Here is a 6,569-nt window from a genome sequence, read left to right on the forward strand (position 1 = left end):
CAAGGCCAGGTCACCTTCCCCGACCTGCCCACGGGAGCCCCGCTCGGCCTCGGGCTCGGGCTGGTCCCCTTCGACGCCGTGGAAGTGGAACTGCCCGAAGGCAGCCTGCTCGCGTTCTACACCGACGGCCTGGTCGAATCCCGTGACGACGACATCGACGTCGGCATGCACCGCCTCGGCACCGCCCTGGCACAACCCGAACAGTCCTTGGAAGACCTGTGCTCCTCAGTGATGGAAACCGTGCCGACTCAGGCAGCATCCGACGACGTCACCTTGCTCCTTGTCCGGACCCGCACACTCAACGCGGCCCACATTGCCTCCTGGGACCTGCCAACCGAGCCGGCCGTCGTCGGCACCGCCCGGCACCTGGCCGCCCATCAACTCAGCAAATGGGGACTGGAACATCTCGTGCCCACCACGGAGCTGATCATCAGCGAACTGGCCACCAATGCTATCCACCACGGCGCCGGCCCGATCCGGCTGCGGCTCATCCAGCACCAAGTCCTGACCTGCGAAGTCTTTGACAGCGGAAAGTGTTACCCGCGCCTGCGCCATGCCCGCATCGTCGACGAAGACGGCCGGGGACTGTTCCTGCTAGCCCAGTTGTCCAGCAGGTGGGGCTTCCGCTCCGCAATGGGCGGCAAGTTCGTCTGGGCCGACCAAGACCTCCCGTCCACGCTGTGAAGCGGGGATCGATGAGGGTTTCCCCCTCGGTCCCCACGCCAGCACCCCAATGCCGCCGCGGAGATCCCACCCCTAGGCTGTGCCGTGAAACTCATCGTGGGGCGCAAGCTGATCCCGGCCTTGGTGGTGCGTACCGAGCACACGAACCGCTCGTCGTGTCGGTTCCGGTTGGAGTACCTCGTCAACGGGCCGGTTCTGCCAGCCAGCTATCTCATCGGCCACCGCACCGGTGATCTTCGACACCATGGCCGGGGACAACACCTATCGCCAGCCTCGTAGCCGAGGTGGTCGGCCCTGCGGCGCGGCCGCGCGCTCACGTCCTCCGCCACGCCCCGAAGCCAAGTACGTGCGCGTTCTCCCCTACGAGCGGACACGTAGGGGAGATCGCCGAAGCGCCATACCTGAGGAAGGACGGTCGCTGCCTCTGGGCCCTCCTTACCGACGAACGCGGATGATCGTCTTCCCATTGATCCGCTCGGTAGGGTTGAAGGCGGCCACAGCATCGTCGAGGGTTGCGACTTGGCCGATGTTCGTCCGTAGCTGTCCGTTCTTCACGCGCCGCGCGATCTCGCTCAGTTGCGCGCGATCGGACACGACAACGAAGTCGATCGCCCGACCGTTGACCGGCCGCGCCTCGGGCGGCCCGGCGACGGTCACCAGCATTCCCTCGGCTCGAACCAGACCCGCGGACCGCTTCCCGATGGCACCGCCGAAGACATCGAATACCAGATCGACGCCGCCGACATCTTCCAGCGCGTCGTTCTCAAGGTCGACGAACTCCTGTGCGCCGAAGTCGAGCGCCAGCTGGCGATGGGCAGCGCGTCCGGTACCGATGACGTAGGCGCCGGCCTCACGTGCGAGCTGTGTCGCCATCGAGCCGACCGCGCCGGCCGCGCCGTGCACAAGGACGCTCTGCCCCGCCCCGAGGTGGCCGTGCTCGAACAGCCCCTGCCACGCGGTCAGGCCAGTCATCGCGACGCCCGCACCTACCGTGAAGTCAACGTCGCCGGGCAACGGCGCAAGGTTGCGTGCCTCGACGACGACAAACTCTGCCAGGGTCCCGTCGCGGGTCCAGTCGGTGAGGCCGAAAACCCGCTGTCCGACCGACAGCCCCGCCGTTCCATAGCTGAGGGAGGTGACTACACCGGCCACCTCGTGGCCCGGGATTGACGGCGTGCGGTCACGGCCGAGGCGATCGATCCAGGTCGAGGGCCACTCCAGCTCGTCCCCAGTGAATCCTGACGCATGAACTTCCACGACGACATCGCCGTAATTCGCGCCTTCAAGGCTAGCGAGCCCCGCCGTGTCCGGATCGGGTCGCTCCACCAGCTTCATCCCTGCCGTTCCCGCGGCACGGTCCGTCACCACGATCGCTTTCATCTAAATACCTCTCTCCGTAACAGCCCTCGTTCACCTCCAGCACGAGATAACGGGGGATCTCTGTAATCTCCGCGTCCAGATGGACGAACCCGGATGGTTGTCTTCGCCCTTGTCCCGTTCGGTCGGGTGGAAGGCGCCGATGGCATCGGCGGGGGTCGAGGCGTTGCCGATGCTCTCCGCGCCGACCATCTCCGGACTCGCCGAACGACTCAAGGCACGTTTGAAAGACGGACGGCTACATCAAGTCGCGCTCGAGCGCGGCGATCTGCTTCTCGTCGTCCGGCCCGCCCGCGGGACCGTGCTGGTGGTCCGGCCCGTCTGCGGGTTCGTGCTGTGGGTGCGCGCCGGAGCCCGGATGAACCTTGTCGATGAGATCGAGGTATTGCGGGTGGCGGGCAATAAACTCGCCCACAACCGGGCAGATGATGGTGATCTTCTTTCCGCTCTCGCGGATCTCGTTCAACACGCGAGCGATGAGCTCGGTGGCTACCCGATGGTGGCGGTAGGCGGGGTCGACCCAGGTCGTCAACAGTACGACGCGACCGCCGACGAACCGATATGGGAGTTCTGCGATCGCTTCGGGACCGAGGGACGCGATCCAGCGACCGCGCTCCGCGTCGTTGGCGATATCGACCTCCCAGGCGGACTCGGCCTCACGGAGACCGGTCTCGTCCAGAGCAGCGATGAGGGCCGCATTGTTCTGTTCACGAAAGGCCGCCTCGGCCTCGATGTTGGTCGTCACTGTCGAACACTTTCTGTCAGCGGAGCCCAGCGGGTTGGTTCAGGACTGGTGCGACCCTGTGGTCGCGCCCGGGTGCTCAGGGTCGATGAGGTCCGCATACTCGGGGTTGTGCTCGATGAAGGTGCGCACGATCGGACACATGATGGTGACCGTCATTCCTCGCGTGCGCACGTCGTCGAGGACGCGTCGGATCAGCTCGGTGGCGATGCCCTGTCTGCGGTACTCGGGGAACACTGAGGTGGCCATGAGCACGAGTCGGTCGTCGCCGGCGACGTTGTAGGGCAGGCCGGCGATCTCGGTGTCGCCCGCGATGGCCTCGTAGATGCCGGTTTTCTCGTCGTTGACGACGTGGAAGTCGAACGCGGGGGCGTGGGGACGATCGATCATCTCGTCGATGCGGACGGCCTGGTCCTGACTGAGGGTGCCTTTCCCTTCGGGGTGTCCGGCCTCGTCGGGGTACTCGATGGCGTAGCGGGGCCGTTCGGTTGGCTCGGTCATGGGGGGTGTTCCTTCGTTGCTTGCTGATTCGGGTACGCCGTGTGCTTACGGTCGAACACGGATGATCGTCTTCCCCTTGACCCGCTCGGTCGGGTTGAAAGCGGCAACGGCCTCGTCGAGGCCCGCGACCTGGGCGATGTTCGTCTGCAACCGACCGTCCCGGACCCGCTGGACGACCTCACCCAACTGCGTTCGATCGGCCTCGACGACGAAATCGACCGCCAGGCCTTCCTTCGGCTGCACCTCGGGCGGGCCGGCGATCGTCACCAGCATCCCTCCGGCTCGGACCACGCCTGCTGACCGCTTGCCGATGTCACCGCCGATCACGTCGAAGACCAGGTCGACTCCGCTAATGTCTTCCAGTGCCTCGTTGTCGAGATCGACGAATTCCTTCGCGCCGAAGTCGAGTGTGGTCTCCCGGTCGGCAGCACGTCCCGCGCCGATGACGTAGGCACCGGCCTCACGGGCGAGCTGCGTCACCATCGAGCCGACGCCACCGGCCGCGCCGTTCACGAGGACGCTCTGCCCCACCTCGAAGCGGCCGTGCACGAACAGCCCCTGCCACGCGGTCAGACCCGAGATCGGCAGGCTCGCGCCCACGGTGAAGTCGACATCCCCCGGCAGCGGCGCGAGGTTACGCGCCTCAATGGCCACGTACTCCGCCAGGGTGCCGTCGCGAGTCCACTCCGCGAGCCCGAATACCCGCTGTCCCACCGACAGGCCCCTCGTGCCATAGCCAAGAGCGCTGACCACCCCTGCAACCTCGTGCCCAGGGATCGACGGCGTCCGGTCACGGCCGAGCCGATCGGTCCAGGTCCCGGGCCACGTCAGCTCACCGGGGGTGAATCCCGACGCGTGAACTTCAACGAGAACGTCGTTCCCGCCAGCCTCCGGCTCTGGGCGCTCTTCCAGCATCATCCCGGCCGTTCCCGCGGCCTGGTCCGTCACGACAATCGCCTTCATTCGGCACCTCCCTGCATCCAGTCTTTGCCTGCGCGGCATGCACGGTCCGGTCACAACTGGACCTTCAAGTCCACATTAGTACGGAGCGACATCGCCCGGCAGGTCGGGGCGGCGGGCTTGATCGCCGTTAGAGCCTTGCCCGGCCACAGCCCCGATACATCGGCGCGCGACACCGGCCCCACCCGGTCCATGACGCGGAAGTCCAGTACAGGTTTGGACTTCTTGCTTCTCATTAGTGTCCTGCAACCGCTGCTCGCCGCCGCGCGCTCCACCCCGTGACCCCGATGGGTGCGCCACTGTTTGGGGCGACGGAGCAGGACTATTACGTCCATATCAGGAGAGCGGAGCACCGTTCGACAAGCATCAGCGGTGATCCCGTGCTGCGGCGCTGGTCGGCAGGGTTCGACAGTGCGAGCAGCGAGAAGCCCTGGGTCTGACGTGGTCAACGTGCCCGGGCCTGGGCGACACACCTCCCGATCGGAGCCTGTCATGTCTAGGACCGAGAGGCCTGCGGTAGGCCACGGTGACCGCATCAATGCAGCCGACCTCAGGGGAAGCGGCGACGAGGGCACCATTCACCTACACCGACGGGGCAACACAGGTGTTCACTCACGACGGGCGCACCACCTACGTCGAGAAAGGGAGCCAATCGTCCGGAGAGGGGGGAGTAGACGATCAAGGGCGGTTTTGGTCTTTCTGGCCACCCACCTACCGTGCCACCTACGACGTCTCGTGGATCACAGGTGCCGATGGCGATGTCGCCAGCGGTGAATCGCGGAGGGACGTTCGAGGGACGGTGCCTCCGAGTTCGCCTGATTCCCGGGACGAGGCCTGCTCTCGCGCTCTTCTTGCGAGAGATCTCCGTATAGGCTGTATCCGTTGTATTCCCAGAATAGGCGCTCCGGTCCCAGAAGCCCGGGTGGTTGTCTGACCTCGTCAGGCCTCGGGTCCACATCGCGCCCCGTGGGAGACGGCCCATACTGTGTGCCCGACATGCGCCCACCCTGGTGGACACCCGCCCGAGCCCGGTACGGGAGCCCCGCTACGGATCTACGGATACAGTAGGCCGCGCTTTAGTGGACGTTAAGTCCGTTTCTGGTGGCGGACTCGTCCGGGTTGGGTGAGTAAGCCTTGTCGGGCGAGGCGTCCGAGGCGGCTGCGGGCGACGTTGACGGTCGCTGCGTCGGTGGGCATGCCGATCGGAATGCCCGGCCGGGGCGCTGGTTGAAGGCGTTCACGATGGCCTGGTAAGCGGTGTTCGTCTCGGATGGATCGGGCTTGGTCCCGGGCGGGACGCGTTCGGCGATGACCTTCCGGGTGGTGGCCAGGACTGCAAGTCGCGCTTCGGTCTCGGCCAGGGCGGCGGTCAAGTGGTCAATCTGGTCGCGTGGTTCGCCGGCGCGGGCCGTGGTTTACCGCGTGGATCACCACCGCCCGCGCCGTGGACCTGCACCACCTGCGCAGCCTTACCAACGGCCTCAAAATCGACCGGCCCACTGTAGATGCCGGCCTCACATTGCCCTACCACAACGGCCGCACCGAAGGCGCCAATACCCGCACTAAGAGATTCATGAGACAGATGCACGGACGCGCCGGATTCGACCTGCTCCGCCACCGCATCCTTCTGCCCTGACGGACACCCAGCGTCACCACCGGCTACGAGCCAGAACCAGATTCCTGATAGACCCCTGGAACAAGAGGCCCGGGCTTCGTATCAGGTTCACACGGCGTCGTCTGACGTTGTGTACGCGCGCAGATGCTCGACCGCGGCATACAGCGCGTCACGCAATGGCGCTACGTCGCAGGCGATCTGCGCGAGCAGGCTGCCTCCCTGGTAGGCGGCGATCAGCATGTGTGCGAGTTGCGCCGGATCCGCCGACGCGTCGATTCGTCCGTCATATTGCATCCGATCGAGTCCCGCTCGGAAGATGTCCCGCCATTCGGCGAAGACGCGGGTGAGGTCGTTGCGGACATCCAGATCGGTCTTGACGATCTCGCTCGCGAGGGATCCCAGGCTGCAGCCGTTCTCGAACGGGCGACCGGAGACGACGAAGAAGTCCGCCCACTCCTGGTACGCCTCGATCGTGTCGAAGCCTGCGAACCGTTCGCTTCGGTGGAAGCCGAGCACGCTCTCGGCCTGCCAGTCGATGACGGCACGCACCAGACTCTCCTTGTTCGCGAAGTAGTGGCTCAGCTGCGAGCCGCTAACCCCCGCTGCTCTTCGCACCAGCTCGCTGTTCGTCGCGTTGACCCCCGCGTGTAGATCAAGTCCGCGGCGTGCTCGAGGATGCGACCTCGCGTC

At 65.8% G+C, this 6,569-nt stretch carries 7 protein-coding genes and 1 pseudogene; 2 read left to right on the forward strand and 6 right to left on the reverse strand.

What is annotated here, in order from left to right; genetic code table 11:
- The coding region (locus tag ACWGJ5_RS46225) for a SpoIIE family protein phosphatase (protein WP_453315590.1) at positions 1-684 on the forward strand (684 nt) is incomplete at its 5' end.
- A 435-nt stretch (positions 685-1,119) separates the two neighbouring features.
- Here the strand turns inward: ACWGJ5_RS46225 and ACWGJ5_RS46230 are convergent.
- The 5 genes from ACWGJ5_RS46230 to ACWGJ5_RS46250 all read right to left on the reverse strand — a co-directional run bounded on the left by ACWGJ5_RS46230 (position 1,120) and on the right by ACWGJ5_RS46250 (position 4,500).
- Positions 1,120-2,064, reverse strand: a complete 945-nt coding sequence (locus tag ACWGJ5_RS46230; RefSeq protein WP_453315591.1) for an NADP-dependent oxidoreductase — start codon at positions 2,062-2,064, stop codon at positions 1,120-1,122.
- Positions 2,065-2,299: 235 nt separating this feature from the next.
- The gene (locus ACWGJ5_RS46235) at positions 2,300-2,806 is read right to left on the reverse strand and encodes a GNAT family N-acetyltransferase (RefSeq protein WP_453315592.1); all 507 of its coding nucleotides are present in this window, start codon (positions 2,804-2,806) and stop codon (positions 2,300-2,302) included.
- Between the two features lie 39 nt (positions 2,807-2,845).
- Complete coding sequence (locus ACWGJ5_RS46240; protein ID WP_453315593.1) at positions 2,846-3,304, reverse strand: GNAT family N-acetyltransferase; 459 nt, start codon at positions 3,302-3,304, stop codon at positions 2,846-2,848.
- A 45-nt stretch (positions 3,305-3,349) separates the two neighbouring features.
- Positions 3,350-4,267, reverse strand: a complete 918-nt coding sequence (locus ACWGJ5_RS46245; protein ID WP_453315594.1) for an NADP-dependent oxidoreductase — start codon at positions 4,265-4,267, stop codon at positions 3,350-3,352.
- 50 nt (positions 4,268-4,317) lie between these two features.
- The gene (locus tag ACWGJ5_RS46250; RefSeq protein WP_453315595.1) at positions 4,318-4,500 is read right to left on the reverse strand and encodes a hypothetical protein; all 183 of its coding nucleotides are present in this window, start codon (positions 4,498-4,500) and stop codon (positions 4,318-4,320) included.
- 1,181 nt (positions 4,501-5,681) lie between these two features.
- On the opposite strand from ACWGJ5_RS46250, the pseudogene ACWGJ5_RS46255 reads away from it, so the two are divergent.
- Positions 5,682-5,900, forward strand: a pseudogene (locus ACWGJ5_RS46255) (ISL3 family transposase); the annotation flags it as partial.
- Between the two features lie 87 nt (positions 5,901-5,987).
- On the opposite strand, the gene ACWGJ5_RS46260 reads toward ACWGJ5_RS46255, so the two are convergent.
- On the reverse strand, positions 5,988-6,428 hold the full coding sequence (locus tag ACWGJ5_RS46260; protein ID WP_453315596.1) for an LmrA/YxaF family transcription factor: 441 nt from the start codon (positions 6,426-6,428) through the stop codon (positions 5,988-5,990).
- Between the last annotated feature and the right edge of the window lie 141 nt (positions 6,429-6,569).

The organism is Streptomyces sp. NPDC054783, from assembly GCF_053611725.1.

Excerpts from the sequence above, each read along its gene's own strand:
- ACWGJ5_RS46230 (WP_453315591.1), bottom strand. The coding sequence starts at position 2,064 with ATGAAAGCGATCGTGGTGACGGACCGTGCCGCGGGAACGGCAGGGATG.
- ACWGJ5_RS46240 (WP_453315593.1), bottom strand. The coding sequence starts at position 3,304 with ATGACCGAGCCAACCGAACGGCCCCGCTACGCCATCGAGTACCCCGAC.
- ACWGJ5_RS46245 (WP_453315594.1), bottom strand. The coding sequence starts at position 4,267 with ATGAAGGCGATTGTCGTGACGGACCAGGCCGCGGGAACGGCCGGGATG.
- ACWGJ5_RS46250 (WP_453315595.1), bottom strand. The coding sequence starts at position 4,500 with ATGAGAAGCAAGAAGTCCAAACCTGTACTGGACTTCCGCGTCATGGAC.